22 protein-coding genes are annotated in these 20,913 nt (G+C 72.8%); 14 read left to right on the top strand and 8 right to left on the bottom strand.

Translation table 11 applies throughout. The features are described 5' to 3' along the window. The first annotated feature begins 85 nt into the window (after positions 1 to 85). Genes ITJ44_RS04390 through ITJ44_RS04380 form a run of 3 tightly spaced genes read left to right on the top strand, consistent with a single transcriptional unit; the run spans position 86 to position 3,148 of the window. Positions 86 to 790 carry a response regulator transcription factor gene (locus tag ITJ44_RS04390; RefSeq protein WP_194633516.1) on the top strand — a complete coding sequence of 235 codons (705 nt, stop codon included), beginning with the start codon at positions 86 to 88 and terminating at the stop codon, positions 788 to 790. Further along, the gene (locus tag ITJ44_RS04385; protein WP_194633515.1) at positions 780 to 2,126 is read left to right on the top strand and encodes a sensor histidine kinase; all 1,347 of its coding nucleotides are present in this window, start codon (positions 780 to 782) and stop codon (positions 2,124 to 2,126) included. Before ITJ44_RS04390 ends, ITJ44_RS04385 begins: the two co-directional genes overlap by 11 nt. Beyond that, positions 2,123 to 3,148 (top strand): hypothetical protein, encoded by a 1,026-nt coding sequence (locus tag ITJ44_RS04380; protein ID WP_194633514.1) that lies wholly within the window; start codon positions 2,123 to 2,125, stop codon positions 3,146 to 3,148. Before ITJ44_RS04385 ends, ITJ44_RS04380 begins: the two co-directional genes overlap by 4 nt. Before the next feature lie 287 nt (positions 3,149 to 3,435). Here ITJ44_RS04380 and ITJ44_RS04375 read toward each other — a convergent pair whose 3' ends face one another. Further along, a complete protein-coding gene (locus ITJ44_RS04375) occupies positions 3,436 to 3,669 on the bottom strand; it encodes an acyl-CoA carboxylase subunit epsilon (RefSeq protein ID WP_194633513.1) in 234 nt (77 codons plus the stop codon). Continuing rightward, the gene (locus ITJ44_RS04370; protein WP_194634052.1) at positions 3,666 to 5,237 is read right to left on the bottom strand and encodes an acyl-CoA carboxylase subunit beta; all 1,572 of its coding nucleotides are present in this window, start codon (positions 5,235 to 5,237) and stop codon (positions 3,666 to 3,668) included. Before ITJ44_RS04370 ends, ITJ44_RS04375 begins: the two co-directional genes overlap by 4 nt. Positions 5,238 to 5,386: 149 nt before the next feature. Here ITJ44_RS04370 and ITJ44_RS04365 point away from each other — a divergent pair, with 149 nt between their 5' ends. Together ITJ44_RS04365 and ITJ44_RS04360 are read left to right on the top strand one after the other, a co-directional pair. Beyond that, on the top strand, positions 5,387 to 6,169 hold the full coding sequence (locus tag ITJ44_RS04365; RefSeq protein ID WP_194633512.1) for a biotin--[acetyl-CoA-carboxylase] ligase: 783 nt from the start codon (positions 5,387 to 5,389) through the stop codon (positions 6,167 to 6,169). Between the two features lie 3 nt (positions 6,170 to 6,172). Continuing rightward, complete coding sequence (locus ITJ44_RS04360) at positions 6,173 to 6,967, top strand: PH domain-containing protein (protein WP_194633511.1); 795 nt, start codon at positions 6,173 to 6,175, stop codon at positions 6,965 to 6,967. Positions 6,968 to 7,007: 40 nt separating this feature from the next. Here ITJ44_RS04360 and ITJ44_RS04355 read toward each other — a convergent pair whose 3' ends face one another. Further along, positions 7,008 to 7,511, bottom strand: a complete 504-nt coding sequence (locus tag ITJ44_RS04355; RefSeq protein WP_194633510.1) for a GtrA family protein — start codon at positions 7,509 to 7,511, stop codon at positions 7,008 to 7,010. Between the two features lie 118 nt (positions 7,512 to 7,629). On the opposite strand from ITJ44_RS04355, the gene ITJ44_RS04350 reads away from it, so the two are divergent. The 3 genes from ITJ44_RS04350 to ITJ44_RS04340 all read left to right on the top strand — a co-directional run bounded on the left by ITJ44_RS04350 (position 7,630) and on the right by ITJ44_RS04340 (position 10,768). After that, entirely contained in the window at positions 7,630 to 8,775 is a 1,146-nt protein-coding gene (locus ITJ44_RS04350) for a 5-(carboxyamino)imidazole ribonucleotide synthase (RefSeq protein WP_228494709.1), read from the top strand. 122 nt (positions 8,776 to 8,897) lie between these two features. Next, positions 8,898 to 9,422: a 5-(carboxyamino)imidazole ribonucleotide mutase gene (gene purE, locus ITJ44_RS04345; RefSeq protein WP_194633508.1), complete on the top strand. Its 525-nt coding sequence runs from the start codon at positions 8,898 to 8,900 to the stop codon at positions 9,420 to 9,422. Further along, positions 9,419 to 10,768 carry an LCP family protein gene (locus tag ITJ44_RS04340; protein ID WP_194633507.1) on the top strand — a complete coding sequence of 450 codons (1,350 nt, stop codon included), beginning with the start codon at positions 9,419 to 9,421 and terminating at the stop codon, positions 10,766 to 10,768. Before purE ends, ITJ44_RS04340 begins: the two co-directional genes overlap by 4 nt. 20 nt (positions 10,769 to 10,788) lie before the next feature. Here the strand turns inward: ITJ44_RS04340 and ITJ44_RS04335 are convergent, their stop codons facing one another. From ITJ44_RS04335 to rfbB, 5 genes are all read right to left on the bottom strand, one after another. Further along, the gene (locus ITJ44_RS04335) at positions 10,789 to 11,928 is read right to left on the bottom strand and encodes a glycosyltransferase family 1 protein (RefSeq protein ID WP_194633506.1); all 1,140 of its coding nucleotides are present in this window, start codon (positions 11,926 to 11,928) and stop codon (positions 10,789 to 10,791) included. Positions 11,929 to 12,018: 90 nt separating this feature from the next. Beyond that, on the bottom strand, positions 12,019 to 12,765 hold the full coding sequence (locus ITJ44_RS04330) for an ABC transporter ATP-binding protein (protein ID WP_194633505.1): 747 nt from the start codon (positions 12,763 to 12,765) through the stop codon (positions 12,019 to 12,021). Beyond that, on the bottom strand, positions 12,749 to 13,618 hold the full coding sequence (locus tag ITJ44_RS04325) for an ABC transporter permease (RefSeq protein ID WP_194633504.1): 870 nt from the start codon (positions 13,616 to 13,618) through the stop codon (positions 12,749 to 12,751). The genes ITJ44_RS04330 and ITJ44_RS04325 overlap by 17 nt, the downstream gene beginning before the upstream one ends. A gap of 96 nt (positions 13,619 to 13,714) precedes the next feature. After that, on the bottom strand, positions 13,715 to 14,569 hold the full coding sequence (gene rfbD / locus ITJ44_RS04320; protein ID WP_194633503.1) for a dTDP-4-dehydrorhamnose reductase: 855 nt from the start codon (positions 14,567 to 14,569) through the stop codon (positions 13,715 to 13,717). Further along, entirely contained in the window at positions 14,566 to 15,555 is a 990-nt protein-coding gene (gene rfbB, locus ITJ44_RS04315) for a dTDP-glucose 4,6-dehydratase (RefSeq protein ID WP_194633502.1), read from the bottom strand. Before rfbB ends, rfbD begins: the two co-directional genes overlap by 4 nt. 160 nt (positions 15,556 to 15,715) lie before the next feature. Between rfbB and ITJ44_RS04310 the strand changes: the two genes are divergently transcribed. The 6 genes from ITJ44_RS04310 to glf all read left to right on the top strand — a co-directional run bounded on the left by ITJ44_RS04310 (position 15,716) and on the right by glf (position 20,911). Then, positions 15,716 to 16,216 carry a GtrA family protein gene (locus ITJ44_RS04310; protein WP_194633501.1) on the top strand — a complete coding sequence of 167 codons (501 nt, stop codon included), beginning with the start codon at positions 15,716 to 15,718 and terminating at the stop codon, positions 16,214 to 16,216. Between the two features lie 21 nt (positions 16,217 to 16,237). Next, positions 16,238 to 16,843: a dTDP-4-dehydrorhamnose 3,5-epimerase gene (locus ITJ44_RS04305; RefSeq protein WP_194633500.1), complete on the top strand. Its 606-nt coding sequence runs from the start codon at positions 16,238 to 16,240 to the stop codon at positions 16,841 to 16,843. A gap of 3 nt (positions 16,844 to 16,846) precedes the next feature. Continuing rightward, positions 16,847 to 17,725, top strand: a complete 879-nt coding sequence (gene rfbA / locus ITJ44_RS04300; RefSeq protein ID WP_194633499.1) for a glucose-1-phosphate thymidylyltransferase RfbA — start codon at positions 16,847 to 16,849, stop codon at positions 17,723 to 17,725. A gap of 128 nt (positions 17,726 to 17,853) precedes the next feature. After that, entirely contained in the window at positions 17,854 to 18,828 is a 975-nt protein-coding gene (locus tag ITJ44_RS04295) for a glycosyltransferase (RefSeq protein WP_194633498.1), read from the top strand. Next, entirely contained in the window at positions 18,825 to 19,670 is an 846-nt protein-coding gene (locus ITJ44_RS04290; protein WP_194633497.1) for a glycosyltransferase, read from the top strand. Before ITJ44_RS04295 ends, ITJ44_RS04290 begins: the two co-directional genes overlap by 4 nt. Before the next feature lie 68 nt (positions 19,671 to 19,738). Then, a complete protein-coding gene (glf, locus tag ITJ44_RS04285; protein ID WP_194633496.1) occupies positions 19,739 to 20,911 on the top strand; it encodes a UDP-galactopyranose mutase in 1,173 nt (390 codons plus the stop codon). Positions 20,912 to 20,913 lie beyond the last annotated feature (2 nt).

The raw sequence follows: 20,913 nt of genomic DNA, 5'->3' as shown, positions 1-20,913 counted from the left end.
CCGCCGAGGGACGCGGCGGCCGGGCGATACAGTGGGCGAGGCGGCCATCGGAGCTCGACGGCGCCACGCGACGAGGGGGATCCGGATGACCGAGACAACGCAGGGATCCGATCGCGCGGCCGCGAGCCGCCCGCCCGTCCGCGTCGCCGTCGTCGACGACCACGAGTCGGTGCGGCTGGGCCTCAAGGCCGCGTGCCTCGACGCCGGGTACGAGTTCATCCTCGCCGCCGCGAACGCCCGCGAGCTCGTCGAGGGCCTGGTGGGCCGGGAGTGCGACGTGGTCGTGCTCGACCTCTCGCTGGGGGACGGCTCCTCCGTCACCGACAACGTCAAGGCCGCGCAGGGCACGGGAGCCGCGGTCCTCGTCCACAGCATCGCCGACCGCGTCGCGAGCGTCCGCGAGGCGCTGGCCGCGGGCGCGGCGGGCGTGATCCCGAAGTCGTCGGCCACGCAGACCGTGATGGCGGCCGTCGCCACCGTCGCGCGCGGCGACGTGCTCAACAACCTCGAGTGGGCGACCGCGATCGACGCCGACCGCGACTTCGCGAAGGCCCAGCTCGGCCGACGTGAACGGGACGTGCTGCACCTGTACGCCTCCGGCCTGCCGCTCAAGCTCGTCGCGCAGCAGCTCGGCATCGCGAACAGCACGGCGCGCGAGTACCTCGACCGGATCCGCGTGAAGTACGTCGAGGTCGGGCGCCCCGCTCCCACCAAGGTCGACCTGCTCCGCCGGGCCGTGGAGGACGGCATCCTCCCGGGACTGGACCAGGACGGCGGCGATGGCCGCTAGGCCTCCGGCCAGCGCGCCGCCCACCGCGGCTCCCGCGACGCGCGCCCTCGCCGGCGCCCCGCCGCGCACCCCCGACAACCCCATCAGCCTCGCCCGCATCGAGACGATCCTCGGTCGCGGCGCCGGCGCCTTCGGCCTCCTGTTCGCGCTGCAGTCGCTGCAGGTCATCAACGGGCAGCTGGACACCATGCGCCCCGCCTGGAGCATCGCCTTCCTGGTGGTGTTCTTCGGCAGCCTGGTCTGGACGTGCGTCGCCGGCGTGATCCGACGCGGGGTGGTGCCCGCGCACGCGACCGTCGCCCTCGTCTTCGTCCTGGCGCTCGCGACCTGGCCGTTCGCGATCCAGCCCGACACCCTCACGACCGTCCCGCAGCCGTTCCTCTACCAGGAGCTCACGGTCGCGACGACGTGCGCGGCGATGGCCTTCCGCCTCTGGATCGCCGTGATCTACACGGTCGCGGTGCCGCTCGGGCTGGGCTTCCTCGAGGTGGCGCTCCGCCACGGCGTCATCACCCCGCTCGACTCGTTCCTGCAGGTCCTCTACTCGATCATCCTCGGCGGCTCGGTCCTCATGATCGTCACGGTGCTCCGGCAGGCGGCCCTCGGCGTCGACTGGGCGCAGGGCACGGCGCTCACCCGCTACTCGCACGCGGTGCGGCAGCACGCCACCGAGGTGGAGCGCGTGCAGGTCGACGCGATCGTGCACGACAGCGTCCTCACCACGCTGCTCTCGGCGGCCCGCACCGCGGATCCGGCCGCCCGCACGCTCGCCGCCACCATGGCCGCCAACGCGATGGGGCACCTCGCGGCGGCGGAGCAGGGCACGGACGACGACGCCTCCGTGCCGCTCCGCGCCGTCGCGAAGCGCATCGTCGACGCCGCCTCCGCGCTCTCCGCGCCGTTCGTCCTCGAGACGCGCGACCTCGGCGCGCGCACCGTCCCGGTGTCCACCGCCGAGGCCATCTACTCCGCGGCGGTGCAGGCGATGATGAACAGCCTCCAGCACGCCGGCACCTCGGCCGAGACCATCACCCGGACGCTCGTCATCTCCGGCCACGGCGACGAGGGGGTCGCGATCGACGTGGTCGACGACGGCGCCGGCTTCGACCAGCGGCGCATCCCCACCGAGCGCCTCGGCCTACGCGTGTCCATCAAGGAGCGCGTGGCGCAGGCCGGCGGGCTCGTCACCATCGACTCGGCGCCGGGGGAGGGCACGGCCGTGCGGATCCGCTGGCCCGCGCCGGTCGGCGCCGCCGCGCCCGAGATCCCCTTCCTCCCCGACGACCTCGACGCGCCGCCGCCCGGGCGTCCGGATCGCGAGAGGGGCGACCGGTGATCGTCGTCCCGCGTTCGATCGTGCTCGGCCTCGCCGCCCTGTTCTCCGCGTACCACGTGGTGCTCGCCCTCGTCGCGATCGGCACCCCCGCGGATCCGGCCGTCACGCTCATCGCGGTCGCGCTCTACCTGGTGGCGACGCTCATGAGCCTGTGGCCCACGAGCCCCACGGTCATGCCCGTCTGGCTCGCCTCGTTCAACCTGGCCGTGGCGACGGTCGTGCCGGTCCTCGTGACCAGCCAGCTCACGCCCGGTCCCCTCGCGCCGTTCACCACGTGGCACGTCGCCGCGGTCGGCACGCTGATGACCATCACGTCCGCCCGCCGTCGGCAGGGCTTCGCGTGGGCGGGCATCGTGATCCTCGCGGTCCAGACCGTGCTCTGGGGCGGGCCGGCCGGGCTCGTCGACTACGGGGTCACGGGCAGCGCGCTGTGGGTCGCCGTCTCGCACGTCCTCGCGCACGCGCTCGCCAAGGCCGCCCGCGACGCCCGGCAGTTCCACCGCGCCGAGCGCGAGGCGGCGGACTGGCAGGCCGCGCAGGAGGCGCACCTCTACGAGCGGCAGTTCCGGCTCCGCCAGACGAGCCGCATGGCGGTGCCCATGCTCCGCCGCATCGTGGAGACCGGAGGCGACCTCTCCCCGGAGGAGCGGCAGGAGTGCCTCTACCTCGAGGGCGCGATCCGCGACGAGATCCGCGGACGCACCCTCCTCAACGACGCCGTCCGCGAGCAGGTCATGCTCGCCCGGCGCCGCGGCACGGTCGTCACGCTCCTCGACGAGGGCGGCATCGACGACCTCGACGACGCCACGCGCGACGTCGTGCTCGACCGCCTGGCCGAGGCCGTGCGGGACACGCGGGCGGACAAGATCATCGCCCGCACGGTGCCCGAGGGATCCGACACGGCGATCACCGTCGTGGGCCTCAGCGTGGCCGGGGATGGCAGCGCGAGCCTCCTGGGCAGCGACGACCTGGACGACGAGGTCGACCTGTGGCTGGAGATCCCGCGCCCGCGCAGCAGCTGAGGCGCTGCGACGGTCCGCGCGACCGGCCGGAGATGCTGAGAGGCGCGAGGGCCGGTGCCTGCACCGTCCGCCCTCGCGCCTCTCCGGTCATCCCGATGACCCGAGCATCGAGATGATCCGCCCCCCGGCGTCGTCTGCTCACCACAGTTGGACGACGCCGTGTTGACTGACCCGCGATGCGGGCCCCCCAGCACGACGAGTCTCACGCAGCGGGAGGGACCGGCCAAGTCGTCATTTGCGAGGACACGGCCCGGGCGGACGCACCCCGCGGGTCGTCGCCCGCCCAGTCAGCCGGAGAAGCCGCGCCAGCGGCCCGGGCCCGGCACCAGCGTGCCGCGGACGCTGCGCTGCGAGCGCTGCCACGCGTCCGGGGCGCGGCGCACGGGGTGCTCGGCGGAGGGCTGCGCCGCCAGCGCCGCGATGACCGCCGTGGCCGCGGCGAGCTCCTCCTCGGTGGGCGCGCCGCCGAGGACGCGGAACCCGCCGATCGCGGCCTCGGCCGGCGTGCGCTCGTCGCTCACAGCGGGATGTTCCCGTGCTTCTTCGGCGGCAGGCTCGCGCGCTTGGTGCGCAGCGCCCGCAGGGCCTTGACGACCGACGCGCGGGTGGCCGCCGGCTGGATGACGTTGTCGAGCTCCCCGCGCTCCGCCGCGAGGAACGGGCTCGCGACGTTGTAGGTGTACTCGTTCGCGAGCCGGGTGCGGACCGCTGCGACGTCCTCGCCGGCCTGCTCGGCGCCCTTGATCTCGCCGCGGTAGAGGATGTTCACGGCACCCTGCCCGCCCATCACCGCGATCTCGGCCGTCGGCCAGGCGAGGTTGATGTCGGCGCCCAGCTGCTTGGACCCCATGACGATGTACGCGCCGCCGTACGCCTTCCGCGTGATGACCGTGACGAGCGGCACGGTCGCCTCGGCGTACGCGTACAGGAGCTTCGCGCCGCGGCGGATGACGCCCGTCCACTCCTGCTCGGTGCCGGGCAGGTACCCGGGCACGTCGACGAGCGTGAGGATCGGGATGGAGAAGGCGTCGCAGAACCGCACGAAGCGGCTGGCCTTCTCGCCCGCCTCGATGTTGAGCGTGCCGGCCATCGCGTTCGGCTGGTTGGCGACGATGCCGACGGAGCGGCCCTCGACGCGCGCGAACCCGACGATGATGTTCGGGGCGAACAGCGGCTGCGTCTCGAGGAACTCGCCGTCGTCGACGATGAGCTCGATGATCGTCTTCATGTCGTACGGCTGGTTCGGGCTGTCCGGGATGATCGTGTCGAGCTTGAGGTCCTGCGCGGTGATCTCGAGGTCCGCCGTGCGCGGGAACTCCGGCAGCTCGGCCAGGTTGTTGTCCGGCAGGAACCCGAGGAGGGTGCGCGCGTAGTCGAGCGCATCGTCCTCGTCGCTCGCGAGGTAGTGCGCGACGCCGGAGACCTTGTTGTGGGTGAGGGCCCCGCCCAGCTCCTCGAAGCCGACCTCCTCGCCCGTGACGGTCTTGATGACGTCGGGTCCGGTGACGAACATGTGGCTGGTCTTGTCGACCATGATCACGAAGTCGGTGAGCGCGGGGGAGTAGACGGCGCCGCCCGCGGCCGGGCCCATGATGAGCGAGATCTGCGGGATGACGCCCGACGCGCGCGTGTTCAGGCGGAAGATCTCGCCGTACTTGCCGAGCGCGACCACGCCCTCCTGGATGCGCGCGCCGCCCGAGTCGAGGATGCCGATGATGGGGACGCCCGTCTTGATGGCGAGCTCCATGACCTTGATGATCTTCTCGCCCGCGACCTCGCCGAGCGATCCGCCGAAGATCGTGAAGTCCTGCGAGTAGACGGCGACCTGGCGGCCCTCGATGGTGCCCGTGCCCGTGACGACGGAGTCGCCGTAGGGCCGCTTCGCGTCCATCCCGAAGGCGTGCGTGCGGTGGCGGACGAACTCGTCGAGCTCGACGAACGACCCGTGGTCGAGCAGCTGGTCGATGCGCTCGCGGGCGGTCATCTTGCCGCGCGCGTGCTGCTTCTCGATGGCGGCCTCGCCGCTCGCGGTGACGGCCTCGTGGTAGCGCCTCTTCAGGTCGGCGAGCTTGCCTGCGGTCGTGTACATGTCCGGGGCGCCGGCGTCCTCGTCTGGCTCGTGTGCAGTCACCCGCCTCACTGTACCGGCGGGCACGTGCCCCGCTCTTGTGGACCACGCACAGAAGACGGCGCGTCCGGGGTGCGATCACCTCCTGATCCGCTCGGTACGGTGACGTCATGGACCTCCCGCTCAGCCGCCTCGCCGCCCCGCGCCTCCTCGCCCTCGACCAGGCGGGATCCACCAACGACGAGCTGTCGCGACGCGCATCCGCGGATCCGGCCGGGTGGCCCGACGGATCCGCGGTGCTCACCCTCGACCAGACGGCGGGACGGGGCCGCCGCGGCCGCGTCTGGGTGGCGCCGCCCGGGCGGACCCTCGCGGTGAGCGTCCTCTGCCTCCCCGGGCGCGCGGACCTCGACCCGGGGTGGCTGCCGCTCGTGGCCGGGCTCGCGCTCGTGGCGACCCTGCGCGACGTCGTGCCCGCGCCCCGGGAGGTGACGCTCAAGTGGCCGAACGACGTGCACGTGGACGGGCGGAAGGTCTCCGGGATCCTCGGGGAGCTCATCGCGCCCGGCCGCATGCTGGTGGGCACGGGCCTCAACCTCACGCTCGAGGAGCGGGAGCTGCCGACGCCCACCTCCACGTCCCTGCGGCTCGCGGGCGTGCCGGACCCCGACGTGGACGCGATCCTGGGCGCCTACCTCGGCGCCTTCCGCGCCCGCTACCTGGCCTGGGTGGGCGCCGACGGCGACGCGCGCGCCGCGGGCCTCGTCGACGAGCTGGCCCGCACCTGCGCCACCATCGGCCGCGACGTGCGCGTCGAGCTGCCGGGCGGCGGCGAGCTCCTCGGGCGCGCGACCGGGGTCGACGACGACGGGCGGCTCACCGTGGAGTCCGCCGGGGATCCGGCCGGGACGTCTGTCGCCGCCGGGGACGTGACGCATCTGCGGTATCAATGAGGCATGGCGCACACGGGTGACACGCAGCGGTACGCACCCGGAGAGGGTGGGCGGGCGCTCCCCGTCCGCGGCGGACGCCGAGCCCGCCGCAAGGCCGAGAAGGAGGAGCGCCGTCGCGTCGCCGAGGACGAGGCCGGCCGCCTGACCGCGTCGCACGACGTGGATCCGCGCCTCGGCCGCCCGGCGGCACCGCCCGCCGCGCCGCCGCAGCAGATGGTCGCCGCCGATCCCGAGCGCGTGCTCGTCCGCCTCCGCCCGCACGGCCGCGCGCTGACCCTCCCGGTGCTGCTGCTGCTCGTGATCTGCCTCACGGGCGGCTACTTGGGCGGCTGGTTCCCGGAGCCGTGGGAGAACGCGCTGCTGCTGGTGTCGCTCGCCGGCGTCGCGGTCTTCGTCACCCTGCTGCCCGTGCTCGTATGGCTCAACCGCCGCTACACGGTCACGACCAGGCGCCTGATCGTCTCGCACGGCTTCTTCGTGCGCACCCGGCAGGAGCTGCTCCACTCCCGCGGGTACGACGTGACCCTCCGCCGCGGCCCCCTGCAGCATCTGCACCGCAGCGGCCACGTCACGATCAACGCCGGCCTCGAGTCGCCCGTCGTGCTCCGGGACGTGCCGTCCGCGGTGCTCGTCGTCCAGGCGCTGCAGGACCTCATGGAGGAGAACGCGAACATGGTGGCCGAGCGCCGCCGCCAGGAGGAGTCGCGCCGCGGGCGGCCCGGCGACCCGGCCTGGCGGCAGCAGGACGAGCCCCGCTCCGTGTGGCCGGACGACACCCAGCCCTGGCAGCGCGGCTGAGCGCCTCCCGGTCGTCGCGCGGCCCCGCGTCGTCGGAGCCCTAGGACACCGGGACCCGGTCGACGTCGTCGGCGCGGGCCGACGCGGGAGGTGCCGCGTGGCGACGGGCGGGGGAGTAGACCCACTGGCGGTAGAGCACGAAGCGCACCGCGGATCCGAGCCCCAGGCCGACGACGTTGGCGGACACGTTGTCCGCGAGCGGCGACGTGAGCCCCAGGACGTAGTGGGAGACGAAGAGGCACGCGAGCCCGATGGCCATGCCGACGACGCTCACCGCCAGGAACTCGAGCGCCTCCCGGCCTCGGCGCGTGGTGCGCTGCGTGCCGAAGGTCCAGTAGCGGTTGCCCACCCAGTTGACGGCGATGGCCACCACGGTGGAGGCGACCTTGGCGAGCAGCGGACCGGCCTCGACCGCGTCGGGGTGCAGCACGGTGGCGCGCAGCAGGTTGAAGACCGCGAGGTCCACCACGAAGCCCGCGCCGCCGACGACGCCGAACTGCGCGAGCTGGACGCCGAGCGACGCGAGGGGGCGACGGGGGGACATGGGCGGGGTCCGTCCTGGATGGGGGAGGATGGCGGGTGGCGTGACGGACGATGATACCGGCCGGCCCCGCCCGTCGACCTTCCCGAGGCCGCCCGCAGGCGCCTCCGGGCCCACCCACCTGAACAAGGAGGACACCATGACGCCCACCGTCGGAGTCGTCGGAGGCGGCCAGCTCGCCCGGATGATGATCGCGCCCGCCGTGGAGCTCGGCATCGGGATCCGCGTCCTCGCCGAGGCCGACGGCATGTCCGCCGGACTGGCCGCCACGGCCGTCGGCGACTACCGCGACCTCGACGCCGTCCGCGCCTTCGCGCGCGACGTGGACGTGATCACGTTCGACCACGAGCACGTGCCCCAGCACGTCCTGCGCGCGCTCGTCGCCGAGGGCGTCGCGGTGCACCCTGGCCCGGACGCGCTGCTCGTCGCCCAGGACAAGCTGCTCATGCGCGAGCGGCTCGAGCAGCTGGGCGTCCCCGTCCCCGTCTGGGCGCGCGTCCCCGACCGCGCCGCGCTCGCCGCGTTCCTCGCCGACAACGGCGGCGTCGCGGTGGTGAAGACGCCGCGCGGCGGCTACGACGGCAAGGGCGTCCGGGTGGTCCGCTCCGCCGAGGACGCCGACGACTGGTTCGACGCGCTCGGCGCGGGGGATGCGCTGCTCGCCGAGGAGCTCGTCGACTACGCCCGCGAGCTCGCGCAGTCGGTCGCGCGCCGCCCCTCGGGAGACATCGCGGCCTGGCCCGTGGTCGAGTCGATCCAGCGCGACGGCGTGTGCGCGGAGGTCATCGCGCCCGCCCACGGCGCGAGCGCCCGCCTCCGCGAGGCGGCGGAGGAGATGGCACGCGGGATCGCCGAGGGGCTCGGCGTCACGGGCGTCCTCGCGGTCGAGCTGTTCGAGACGGTCGACGGTCGCCTGCTCGTCAACGAGCTGGCCATGCGGCCGCACAACACCGGCCACTGGTCGATGGACGGCGCGGTCACCGGCCAGTTCGAGCAGCACCTGCGCGCGGTGCTCGACCTGCCGCTCGGATCCACCCGGCCGCTCGCGCCGTGGTCGGTCATGATCAACGTCCTCGGCGGGCCCGAGGTCGGCACCATCGCGGACCGCTACCCGCGGGCGCTCGCCGACCAGCCGGAGGCGCGCTTCCACTTCTACGGCAAGGACCCGCGACCCGGTCGCAAGGTCGGGCACGTCACGGTGGTGGGCGACGACCTCGACGAGACCGCGTACCGGGCCCGCGCGGCCGCGGCCTTCTTCCGGGGCTGACCGGCGCTCCGGCGCGCGGGTGCGGGGCGGCGTCGGGAGCCCGCGGGGGCGCGGGCACACGACGCGGATCGGCCGCGCGCGGGCTGCGTGGCGCGGCCGGCGTCGAGGATCCGACACCTAGCATGGAGCCCGTGAATCCCGACACCCCTGCACTCGTCGGCCTCGTCATGGGCTCCGACTCCGACTGGAACGTGATGGAGAAGGCGTCCCGCGCGCTCGAGGCCCTCGGCATCGCCCACGAGGTCGAGGTGCTGTCCGCGCACCGCACGCCCGAGCGCATGATCGCCTACGGGCAGACGGCGCGCGAGCGGGGGATCCGCGTCATCATCGCGGGGGCGGGCGGCGCCGCGCACCTCCCCGGGATGCTCGCCTCCGTCACCACCCTGCCCGTCATCGGCGTGCCCGTGCCCCTCGCGACGCTGGACGGCATGGACTCCCTCCTGTCGATCGTCCAGATGCCCGCGGGCGTGCCCGTCGCCACGGTCTCCATCGGCGGCGCGGAGAACGCGGGCCTGCTCGCGGCGCGCATCCTCTCGACCTCCGACGACCGCATCGCGGACGCCCTCGCGCGCCACCGCGCCGAGCTCGCGGAGCTCGTGGAGCGGAAGAACGCCGCGCTGCAGCAGAAGGCGTCGTCCCGCACGTGAGCCTGACCCAGCCCATCCGGCACCCGGACAGCCGGTCCCCGCGCATCATGACCACCCGGGCCTGGTGGCTCGTGGTGCTGAACGTCCTCATCCCCGGATCCGCCCAGGTCCTCGCGGGGAACCGCCGTCTCGGCCGCATCGGCCTCGCCTCCACGCTCGTCGTCTGGGCGCTCGCCGTGGTCGTCGGGGGGCTGGCGCTGTTCGCGCGGGGCGCGCTCATCCAGCTCGTGTCCCAGGAGTGGCTGCTCGTCGTCCTGCAGGTGATGCTCGCCGCCTACGCCGTGCTCTGGGTGGTGCTCGCACTCGACACGCTGCGGCTGACGCGCATCGTGCGCGTCGCGCCCCGGGCCCGGCCGATCATCGCGGCGCTCTCGGTGCTGCTGCTGGTCGGCACGGCCGGATCCGCGGGCTACGCCGCCTACATCGTGGGCGTCGGCCGCGGCGCCCTCGGCGGGATCTTCGGCGACTACGCCACCGAGGCCCCGGTCGACGGGCGCTACAACATCATGCTGCTGGGCGGCGACGCGGGCAGCGACCGGGCGGGCCTGCGTCCCGACAGCATCACCGTTGTCAGCATCGACGCCGACACCGGGCGCGCGACCATGGTGGGCCTGCCGCGCGACATGGAGAAGGTCCCGTTCTCCGACGGCTCGCCCCTGCTGGCGCGCTACCCGAAGGGCTACCAGCACTGCGACGTCGACGCCTGCATGCTCAACTCCATCTACACCGAGGTCGAGGTCTACAAGCAGGACCTCTACCCCGACGCGAAGGCGAAGGGGAGCCTCCCCGGCATCGAGGCGATGCGCGAGGCCGTGCAGGGCGTCACGGGACTCACGATCCAGTACTACGCGCTCATCGACATGCAGGGGTTCTCCGACATGGTGGACGCGCTGGGCGGCATCGACATCGACGTGAAGCGCCGCATCGGCATGGGATCCGGGCACGACGACAAGTTCCGGCCGGTGCCGATCCCCGAGTGGATCGAGCCCGGCGAGCAGAAGCTCGACGGCTACCACGCGCTCTGGTACGCGCGCTCCCGCTACCAGGCCACCGACTACGACCGCATGTCGCGTCAGCGCGAGGTGCAGCAGGCGGTGCTGAAGCAGTTCGACCCGGCCAACGTGCTCACCAAGTTCGATGCGATCGCGCAGGCCGGCCAGCAGGTGGTCACGACCGACATCCCCCGCGGCATGCTCGGCTACTTCACGCAGCTCGCGCTGAAGACGAAGGACCAGCCCATCGACGACCTGGAGATCGTGCCGCCGAGGTTCGACTCGCAGAAGCCGGACTTCCCCGCCATCCGCCAGGCGATCCAGGACCAGTTCGCGAACGGCTCCGCGGGCTGATCCTCCGGCGGCGCAGGCGCCTAGAGGTCGGCGTGCAGCTGCCAGACCTTCTCGGCGGAGTCACGCCAGCTGAACGCGCGGGCCCGGTCCTGGCCGACGACCGCGAGGCGCTCGCGCGCGGCCGTGTCGGACAGCAGGCCGCCGATCGCCTCGGCGAGGCGCAGCGGGTAGCCGGCGGCGTCCTCGCGGGGCACCACGACGCCCGCGTCCGCCGCGACCTCGAGGAGGGCAGGCGCGTCCGAGTGGACGACGGGCGTGCCGAAGGACAGCGCCTCCACGACCGGCAGCCCGAAGCCCTCGGAGAGGCTCGGGTGCACGAAGACCGTGGCGCGGTCGAGCGCGACGGCGAGGTCGGCGTCGGCGAGGGATCCCAGGCTCCGCACGCGAGCCGGGTCGACGCCCGCCTCGTCGGCCACCTGGGCGAGCTCGACGTCGCCCCACGTGGCGGAGCCGACGATGAGGAGCGGCAGGTCCCCGGTCTCGGGCCGGGCCAGCGCCTCCACGAGCGCCTGGACGCCCTTGCGCGGCTCGAGGCTCCCGACGGTGAGGAGGTAGTCGGCCGGCAGGTCGAGCTCCGCCGCACGGGCGTCTGGATCCGCGGGCAGGGCGAGGCGCGGGCTGACGGCCCCGCCGATCACCCGCACCCGGTCGCCCAGGTCGACGTAGCGCGCCAGCTCCTCGGCGAGCGCGTGCGAGGGCACCACGACGGCGTCGGCGTGCTTGCGCGCGCGCTTGGCCATGGCCTTCGTCCAGGAGACGGAGGCGCTCGTCATGCTCTCGGGGTGCGTCCACGCGTTGACGTCGTGGATGGTGGCGACGATCTGGTCGTTCGTGTTCACGCGGTCGTGGCGGCGCAGCGGCGCGAGGAGGCCGGGCGCGTGCACCATCCCGGTCGTCCCCGGGGTGGGCAGCCCGAGCTGCCAGGCGCGGGAGAGCTCCCGGCGGGGGAGCGGGACGCGCGTGACGCGGGCGAGGCCGGGCAGGCGGGCCTCGAGGTCCGCGGTCTGCTCCGGGGTGATCGCGGAGACGACGCCCTCGACCTCGCATCCGCTCGGCGTCGCGGCGACGATCGCGGTCGTCAGGTCCTCGGCGTAGCGGCCGATGCCCCCGAGCGCGGGTCCGGTGAGCTGGTCGATGATCACGCGCAGCGTGGTGGTCACGTTCCTCCATCGCGCGGGTGTCGGTTCGGCCCGCGGGAGGACCATCGTACCGGCGCGCCGCCGGGGATCGGGGAGGAGCGCCCGGCGGGCTCAGCCCTGGCGCATCCGCTCCACGGCCTCCTTGGACGGGCCGTCGAACTCGACGTGGCCCGACTTGATGAGGATGCCGCGCTCGCAGAGGTCGGAGACCATGTCGAGGTCGTGGCTGACGACCACGAGCGTCTTGCCCGCGTCGTGCAGCTCCCGGATCTTGGCGAGGCACTTGCGCTGGAACGGCTCGTCGCCGACGGAGAGGATCTCGTCGACCAGCAGGATGTCGACCTCCGTGTGGATCGCGACGGAGAACGCCAGGCGGAGGAACATGCCCGAGGAGTAGTGCTTGACCTCGGTGTCGATGAACTTCTCGATCTCGCTGAACTCGACGATCTGGTCGAAGCGCGCGTCGATCTCCTGCTGGCTCATGCCGAGGATGGCGGCGTTGAGGTAGATGTTCTCGCGGCCGGAGAGGTCGGGGTGGAACCCCGCGCCCACCTCGATGAGGCCGGCGATGCGGCCGCGCGCGAGCACGTCGCCGCTGTCGGGCTGGTAGACGCCGGAGATGAGCTTCAGCAGCGTCGACTTGCCGGATCCGTTGAAGCCCATGAGGGCGACGGACTCGCCGGGCCGCACCTCGAAGCTCACGTCCGCGAGGGCGTCGAACGTGGACGCGAGCGGCTTGCGCCGGACGGCCGCGATCACCGTCTCCTTGATGGAGTGCGTGTGGCGGAGGAGGAACGACTTGCGCACGTTCCGCACGATGATGCGCGGGAGCGCGTCGGATTCAGAGGTCCTGGGCAAAGCGCCCCTCCAGCTTCTTGAATACGAGCTGCCCGAGCAGGAGGCTCAGGAGCGAGACGCCGAGGGCGATGAACCCGTACATCCAGAGGTTCGGCGGCAGCTCGCCCGCGCCGCCCGTGGTGGGGTACCAGAACGCGGCGTGGAAGAGCTCGACCGCCGCGGTCACGGGGTTGAGCTGGTAGATGACGAGCAGCCAGTCCGGCAGCACCTTGGCGACCTGGGCGTAGGGGTAGAGCACGGGCGACGCCCACACGACGACCATCACGATGAGCTCGACGAAGTTCTGCGAGTCGCGGAACGACACGTTGGCCGCCCCGAACAGCATCCCGAGGCCGATGGCGAGCGTGCCGATGATGGCGATCGCCAGGAGGATGCCGAGCACCTGTACGGGCGTGGGCGCCCAGCCCACCAGCAGGCAGACGACCAGCAGGATCACGAGCTGCGGCAGGAAGTTGACGAGCGCCACGAAGGTGCTCGAGACCGGGAACAGCTCCCGGGGGAGGTAGATCTTCTTGATCAGCGCCCCGTTGTCCACGAGCGACTTCGTGGAGTTGGAGAACGCCTCCGTGTAGAAGTTGATGAGGATGATCCCGGAGAACAGGTAGACGGGGTAGTTCACCTGGTTGCGGTTGAGCTGCAGGAACACGCCCATCGCCACGAAGAACACGGCGAACTGGGCGGCCGGCTTCACGTACGACCAGAGCCAGCCGAGGACGGATCCGCGGTACCTGACCTGCACCTCCTTCTTCACGAGGAGGGAGAGGAGGTAGCGGCGGCGGTACACGTCCAGGAGCCCCGCGCCCGTGCCGGGCCTCGAGAACTCCCGCGAGGGGGAGATCGTCATGCTCGACACTTCTGTGGTGCCCTTCGGACTGCGTGGGGCTCGCGCGTCAAGCGGAGCGGTGGCGACTGGCGGCGTCCGGGATCGGACCGGACACGAGTGTAACCGTCAGCGCGCCCGGAGGACGCCGTGGGCGGCGGCGGCGGACAGCGCCGCGCGCCAGTCGCGGAGCGGCGTCATGCCGACCCGGGCCCAGGCGTCGTGGCCCAGCACGGAGTACGCGGGTCGGGGAGCGGGCCGCACGAAGGAGGCGCTGTCGGTGGGCAGCACGCGCGCGGGATCCAGCCCCGTCGCCGCGAAGACGGCCCGCGCGAGACCGTGCCAGGTGGTCTCGCCGGATGCCGTGCCGTGGAAGACGCCGGCCGGGGCGCCCGCGTCCACGAGCTCCGCGATGCGCGCCGCGAGGTCGACGGTCCAGGTCGGCTGGCCGCGCTGGTCGTCCACCACGGACACGGTGTCGTGCGTGGCGGCGAGGCGCAGCATCGTGGATGGGAAGGACGGGCCGCCCGCGCCGTAGAGCCACGCGGTGCGCACGACGCTGGCGCCGGTCGGATGGCCGGCGAGCACGAGCCGCTCGCCCTCGGCCTTGGTGCGGCCGTAGGCGGACACGGGCGCGTGCGGCGCGTCCTCGGGGTAGGGGGAGGTGGCGGATCCGTCGAAGACGTAGTCGGTCGACACGTGCACGATGCGCGCCCCGGCCTCCGCCGCGGCGCGGGCGAGGATCCCGGCGGCGGTCGCGTTGATCGCCCGGGCCTCGTCCTCGTGCTCCTCCGCCGCGTCGACCGCGGTGTACGCGGCGAGGTTGACGACCACGTCGTGCCCGGCCACGGCGGCGCGGACGGCGGACGCGTCGGTGATGTCGAGCTCGGCGCGCGCCGGCGCCGTCACGTCGTGGGCGGCGAGGGCCGGGACGAGGTCCTGGCCGAGCATGCCGCGCCCGCCGGTGACGAGGATCCTGCTCACGCGGGCAGCTCGGCGCGCGCCTTCAGCGGCTCCCACCACGCGCGGTTCTCGCGGTACCACCGCACGACGTCGGCGAGGCCCTCGGCGAACGGCACCTGCGGCGCGTAGCCGAGCTCGCGCTGGATCTTGGAGATGTCGACGGAGTAGCGGAGGTCGTGGCCCTTGCGGTCCTCGACGCGGTCCACGTACGACCAGTCGCGGCCGGTGGCGTCGAGGAGCAGCTGCGTGAGCTCGCGGTTCGTGAGCTCGGTGCCGCCGCCGATGTTGTAGACCTCGCCGGGCGCGCCCTGCGCGAGCACGAGGGCGATGCCACGGCAGTGGTCGTCGACGTGCAGCCAGTCGCGGACGTTGAGGCCCTCGCCGTAGAGCGGGACGTGCTCGTCGTCGATGAGGTTCGTGACGAACAGCGGGATGACCTTCTCGGGGAAGTGGTACGGCCCGTAGTTGTTCGAGCAGCGCGTGATCGAGACGTCCAGCCCGTGCGTGCGGTGGTACGACCGGGCGAGCAGGTCGCTTCCGGCCTTCGACGCGGAGTACGGGGAGTTGGGCTCGAGCGGCCGCTCCTCGTCCCACGAACCCTCGGCGATGGATCCGTAGACCTCGTCGGTGGACACGTGCACGAAGCGCTTGAGGTCGTGGCGGAGGGCCGCGTCGAGGAGCTTCTGCGTGCCGAGGACGTTCGTCTCGACGAAGATGCTCGCGTCGCGCACGGAGCGGTCGACGTGGCTCTCGGCCGCGAAGTGCACGACGGCGTCGACCTGCGGGATCCACTCGTCGAGGACGGCGTCGTCGCGGATGTCGCCGTGGACGAACGCGTAGCGCGGGGAGCCGCTGACGGGCGCGAGGTTCTCGAGGTTGCCCGAGTAGGTGAGCGCGTCGAGCACGACGACGTCGGCGCCCTCGAGCCCGGCGTAGTGGTCCTGCAGCGCGTGGCGCACGAAGTTGGAGCCGATGAAGCCGGCGCCGCCGGTCACGAGGATCCTCATGGGGATACGTCCTTCGGTAGAGGCGCCGGTGGGGTGGACCGGCGTCGGGGGACGGCGTTCGGGCGCCGGCGCTCGATCCTACCGAGGGCGGGCGGGGCGCCGAGGGGCTGCGCGGCCCCCACATCAGGGGACCGGCGGGCGGGACGGGCATCATGGTCGGATGCCCCGGATCCCGTCCGCCTCCCGCCTCCGGGAGCTCCTCGGCGACCGGCGCGTGCGGTTCCTGCTCGTCGGCGCGTTCAACACCGGATTCGCGTTCCTCCTCTTCGCCGCGGCGGAGGCGACCGCCGGCCGGGCGCTCGATCGTGCCGGCCACCCCGTCGCGGGATCCCTCGTGCCGCTCCTCGTCAGCTACGCCGCGGCGATCGTCGCGGCCTTCGCGCTGTACCGGCGGCTAGTCTTCCGCGTCCACGGGCACGTGCTCCGCGACTTCGCCCGGTTCGTGTCGGTGTACGCGGTCTCCATCACCCTGAACGCGGCGCTCCTGCCCGTCCTCGTCGCGCTCGGCGTGCCCCGCCTCGGGGCGCAGGCGCTGCTCGTGCTCCTCATCACCGTCGTGAGCTACGTGGGCCACGGGCGCTTCTCGTTCCGGCGCGCGTCCCCCGGAGAGGGGGAGGGCGGTTCGCATCCGGAGGGCGCCGGGGCCCCGGAGCCGCGGTGACGCGTTGCTAGGGTCGGCCTCGTGCAGATCCGAGAGCTCGCCGTACCCGACGCGTACGAGCTGACCCCCGTCCAGCGCGCCGACGACCGGGGCGTGTTCCTCGAGTGGTACCGGTTCGACGAGATCCAGGAGGCGGTCGGCCACCCGCTCGACCTCCGCCAGGCCAACATGAGCGTCTCGAAGCGCGGCGTCGTCCGCGGCGTGCACTTCGCCGACGTGCCGCGCGGCCAAGCCAAGCACGTGAAGGCCGTCTCCGGCGCCGTGCTCGACTTCATCGTCGACATCCGCGTCGGATCGCCCACCTTCGGGCGGTGGGACAGCGTGCGGCTCGACACCGAGACGCACCGGGCCGTCTACATATCGGAGGGCCTCGGCCACTGCTTCGTCGCGCTCACGGACGACGCGGCCGTCACGTACCTCGTGAGCGACGTCTACGCCCCCGCGGCCGAGCACGGCATCACGCCGCTCGACCCCGAGCTCGGCCTCGTCTTCCCCGAGGAGGCGGGTGAGCCGCTGCTCTCCCCGAAGGACCTCGAGGCCCCGACCCTCGCCGAGGCGGCGGCCGCCGGGCTCCTCCCCACCTGGTCGGACATGCGCGCCTTCCACGACTCCCAGAAGGTGAGCTGACCCATGAAGGGCATCATCCTGGCCGGCGGGTCGGGCACCCGGCTCTGGCCGATCACGAAGGGCATCAGCAAGCAGCTGATGCCGATCTACGACAAGCCGATGATCTACTACCCCCTGTCGACGCTGATGATGGCGGACATCCGCGAGGTGCTCATCATCACGACGCCCGAGTACAACGACCAGTTCCGGGCCCTGCTCGGCGACGGCTCGCACCTCGGCATGCGCATCGAGTACGCGGTGCAGCCCTCGCCCGAAGGCCTCGCGCAGGCCTTCGTGATCGGCGAGGAGTTCATCGGCGACGACTCGGTCGCGCTCGTCCTCGGTGACAACATCTTCCACGGCGCCGGCCTCGGCACGAGCCTGCGGAAGAACACCGAGATCGACGGCGCTCTGATCTTCGCCTACCACGTCGCCGATCCGACGGCCTACGGCGTGGTCGAGTTCGACGACGACTTCACCGCCGTCTCCATCGAGGAGAAGCCGGCGCAGCCCAAGAGCGCATACGCGGTGCCCGGCCTCTACTTCTTCGACAACGACGTGGTGGGGATCGCCAAGGGCATCCAGCCGAGCGAGCGCGGCGAGCTCGAGATCACCGCCGTCAACGACCACTACCTCCAGGCCGGCCGCCTCCGCGTCCAGGTCCTCGACCGCGGCACCGCGTGGCTCGACACCGGCACGTTCGCGAGCATGATGCAGGCCTCCGAGTACGTGAAGGTCATCGAAGACCGCCAGGGCTTCAAGATCGGCTGCATCGAGGAGATCGCGTACCGCGCCGACTGGATCGACCGCGACGCCCTGCAGGCCCTCGCGGCGCCGCTCATCAAGAGCGGGTACGGGAGCTACCTCGCGGAGCTCGCCGCCTCGGAGGTCCGGGGGCGCTGACCGCCCGCCCGTGCGCGCCCCGCTACCATCGGGGGAACCCGGCGTGCCCCGGCCGGACCGAGCCGCCCGACGGGCGCCGGGTCCGGTCGGCGCCTGCGCGCCCGGACCACGATCGAGGGGAAGACCGGATGCCGTCCGACGTGAGCCGCAGCGACCGCATCGTCGCCGTGGTCGTGGCCTTCGACCGCCGCGAGCTCGTGCAGGAGACGCTCGCCGCGCTCGCCGCGCAGACCACCGCGCCCCACGCGGTGGTGGTCGTCGACAACGCGTCGTCCGACGGCACCGCCGACGTGATCCGCGCGCGCTTCCCCGACGCCGACCTCCTCGTGCTGCCCCGGAACACCGGCGGCGCGGGCGGCTTCACGGTCGGCATCGCCCGGGCCGTCGCCGTCCACGACGCCGACGCGGTCTGGCTCATGGACGACGACACCGTCCCGGATCCGGGCGCCCTCGCCGCCCTCGTCGCGACCCGGCGGCGCGCGCCCGCCGGCACGGTGGTCCTCGCCTCCGCCGTCCGGTGGGTCGACGGCCGCCCGCATCCCATGAACACCCCGCGCGTGCGGCCCGGCGCCTCGCGTTCCTCCATCCGCCGCGCGGCCGCCCAGGGCGCGTACCCGGTGCGGAGCGCCTCGTTCGTCTCGCTCCTGGTCGAGGCCGACGCGGTCCGGAGCCACGGCCTCCCCGTGGCGGACTACTTCCTCTGGAACGACGACTTCGAGTACAGCACGCGCCTCCTCCGCCGCGGCCGCGGCTTCGTCAGCTCGGCCAGCACGGTCGAGCACCGCACGCGCACGTTCGGCGCGGCGGACGTGGATCCCGGCGCCCGCTTCTTCTACGAGGTCCGCAACAAGGCGTGGCTGATGCGCCTGTCGCCGTCGCTGACGGCGCTCGAGCGCGTCCTCTACACGGCGGCCGCCCTGCGGTCGTGGACCCGCACGATCGTCCGGTCGCGCGACCGCCGGCTCCTCCTGTCCGGACTGATGCGCGGGCTGCGCACGGGGCTGCTCACGCGGCCGCGGCCGAACGTCGAGGTCCTCGCGGGGCTCGGCGCCGCGAGCGACGACGTCGCGCGCGTCGAGGCGGACGCGGGGGCGCGCGCGTGACGGAGCCGTTCTCCCTCCTGCTCCCCGTCTACTCGGGCGACAAGCCGGACTACTTCGTGCGCGCCTTCCGCAGCTCCGTCGACCAGCAGACGCTGCGGCCGGACCAGGTCGTCGTCGTGCAGGACGGCCCGATCTCCGCCGCCCTCGCCCGCGCCGTGGACGAGGCGGTCGCATCCTCGCCCGTGGCGGCGTCCGTCGTCCGCCTCGCCCGCAACGTCGGCCTCGCCCACGCGCTCGAGCGCGGCCTCGACGCGTGCGAGCACGACGTCGTCGCGCGCATGGACGCCGACGACATCTCCCTCCCCGAGCGGTTCGCCCGCCAGCTGGAGCTCATGGGCACGGGCCTCGACCTCGTGGGCACGGGCATGTACGAGTTCGCCGACGAGGTCGGCACCATCGTCGGGACGCGCACGCCGCCCACCGGCGCGGCGCGCATCGGGGGGTACGCCCGCTTCCACGACCCCTTCAACCACCCCACGGTCGTCTACCGGCGCTCCGCCGTGCGCGCCGCCGGCGGCTACATCGACATCGGGCTGATGGAGGACTACTACCTCTTCGCCCGGATGGTGCAGGCCGGGGCGCGCGTCGAGAACATCCCGGAGCCCCTCGTGATGTACCGCGTGAGCGACGGCGCCTACGCGCGTCGCGGCGGACTGTCCCAGCTGCGCGCGGAGCTCCGGCTCCAGCGCGAGTTCCGGCGGCGCCGGTTCACGACGCCGTACCAGGCGCTCCGCAACGTCGCGATCCGCGGCGGCTACCGGCTCGTGCCCGAGCGCCTGCGTCGCTGGTCCTACGGTCGCGTGTTCGCCGGGGGCTCCGGCGCGGGTCGCAGCACCCCCTGATCCGGGAGGGTACCCTTGAGCCGTCGCGCCGCGACGACCCCCCAAGACACGAAAAGGACCCGTTCTCCATGGCCCATGACCTCGTAGTAGTCGGATCCGGATTCTTCGGCCTCACGATCGCGGAGCGGGTGGCCGAGGAGCTCGGCCTCCGGGTGCTGGTCATCGACCGCCGCGACCACATCGGCGGCAACGCCTACAGCGAGGCCGACCCGGAGACGGGCATCGAGGTCCACCGCTACGGAGCGCACCTCTTCCACACGTCGAACGAGCGCGTGTGGGAGTACGTCAACCGCTTCACGGAGTTCACGCCCTACGTGCACAAGGTGTACACGAACCACCGCGGCGAGGTCTTCCCGCTGCCCATCAACCTCGGCACCATCAACCAGTTCTTCCGCGCCGCGCACGGCCCGGAGGACGCGCGTCGGCTCATCCAGGAGCAGGCGTCGGAGCTCGAGGCGGGCGACGCCCGGAACCTCGAGGAGAAGGGCATCAGCCTGATCGGCCGCCCGCTCTACGAGGCGTTCATCCGCGACTACACCGCGAAGCAGTGGCAGACGGATCCGACGGAGCTCCCCGCCGAGGTCATCTCCCGGCTGCCCGTGCGCTACGACTACGACAACCGCTACTTCAACGACGCGCACGAGGGCCTCCCCGTCGACGGCTACACGGCGTGGATCGAGCGCATGGCCGACCACCCGAACATCGAGGTGCGCCTCAGCACCGACTTCTTCGACGAGTCGCAGGAGGTCACCAAGTCCTCCACCGTCGGCCGGGTGCCCGTCGTCTACACCGGTGCGATCGACCGCTACTTCGACTACTCCGAGGGCGCCCTGTCCTGGCGCACCCTCGACTTCGAGCGCGAGGTGCTCCCCGTCAAGGACCACCAGGGCACCCCGGTCATGAACTACGCCGACGCCGACGTGCCCTTCACGCGCATCCACGAGTTCCGCCACTTCCACCCGGAGCGCGACTACCCCCAGGACAAGACGGTCATCATGCGCGAGTACTCGCGCTTCGCCGAGCGCGAGGACGAGCCGTACTACCCGGTCAACACCCCCGACGACCGCCAGGGCCTCAAGCGCTACCGCGAGCTCGCGGCCGCGGAGGAGGGCGTCTTCTTCGGCGGCCGCCTCGGCACCTACCAGTACCTCGACATGCACATGGCCATCGGCTCGGCGCTCACGATGTACGAGAACGTCCTCAAGCCGGTCCTCGCGCCGGCCGCGACGGAAGGATCCTGACC

Source organism: Clavibacter sp. VKM Ac-2873, assembly GCF_015351075.1.
Lineage (GTDB): Bacteria > Actinomycetota > Actinomycetes > Actinomycetales > Microbacteriaceae > Clavibacter.
This window is presented reverse-complemented; position numbering and strand designations above follow the sequence as displayed.